A 1,160-nucleotide genomic window follows, 5' to 3' on the forward strand; every position below is an offset into this window, starting at 1 on the left:
AATGGTACAATTAAGTTAAAAGTTATACGTACAATATAAAATGTGACCAGGCTAAAACGTAACATTTGTAAGGTCAAATTGTTTTCAGATCCTTATAAATCTTATAAATAAGGATTTGAAATAAACTGGGGAAGAGAGGTGGTTAATTTTAAAAGCGTTTTCAACGATAGCGGCAACATATCATTAAGTAGGAATAATGTCTTCGAGAAAATTGTTGCCGATAGTGTTAATTGATTCGTGTTCGAAATCAGGGGGGGTAAACCGATGAAAAAGGCGTCTTTATTACTACTAGCATTAATTATGGCTGTATCAACGTTTTTAGCTGGTTGTTCAAGTGACTCAAGCAATTCTGGTCAATCGGGCAAAGGTGCAAATGGCACTACAAAACTAACATTATGGACATTTCAAGAGCTACACACTAAGTTTTATAAGTTTATGGCTGATGAGTGGAATAAAAAACACCCTGACAAAAAGATTCAGTTGCAGGTTACCACTTATCCGTACGATGACATGCATAACAAACTGCTTTTATCTTTGCAATCTGGAGTAGGAGCGCCAGACATTGCAGATATCGAAATTTCCCGATTCTCTAACTATTTAAAAGGGAAACCTCAGTTAGTAGAGTTAAATGATATTATAGACCCCGAGAAAGATAAAATCGTTCAATCTAGATTAGACATCTATTCTAAGGATGGAAAGTACTATGGAATTGATTTTCACGTAGGTGCAACTGTTATTTACTACAATAAGGAGTTATTGGACAAGGCCGGGGTAGATCCTAACAAAATTGTTACATGGGATGATTTCAAGGAGGCAGGTAAAAAGGTTGTTAGCGCTACGGGGAAGCCGATGACTACAATTGAAACGGGCGATTTGTGGAGCTATTGGCCGTTAATTGTACAGCAAGGTTCCGATTTTTATGGTAAGGATGGCACTGTAACTTTAGATAATGATATTAACGTAAAAACACTAACATTTTTGAAACAACTGTTAGATGAGAAAATTGCTATAGCAACTCCAGGGGGAGACCACCATGCAGAGGAATACTACGGGTTTATGAATAAGGGTGGAGCAGCATCCGTTGTTATGCCGATGTGGTACATGGGGCGGTTTACGGATTACATGCCAGATCTAAAAGGGAAGATGATCATTCGTCCAAT

The 1,160-nt window shown here is 37.7% G+C and carries 1 protein-coding gene; it reads left to right on the forward strand.

All coding sequences use genetic code 11. The annotated features are described in order from the left end of the window. Nucleotides 1-264: 264 nt before the first annotated feature. The coding region (locus VU18_RS16410) for an ABC transporter substrate-binding protein (RefSeq protein WP_047758572.1) at nt 265-1,160 on the forward strand (896 nt) is incomplete at its 3' end.

Origin of the sequence: Geobacillus sp. ZGt-1 (assembly GCF_001026865.1) — a bacterium.
Classification (GTDB): Bacteria; Bacillota; Bacilli; order Bacillales; family Anoxybacillaceae; genus Geobacillus; species Geobacillus thermoleovorans.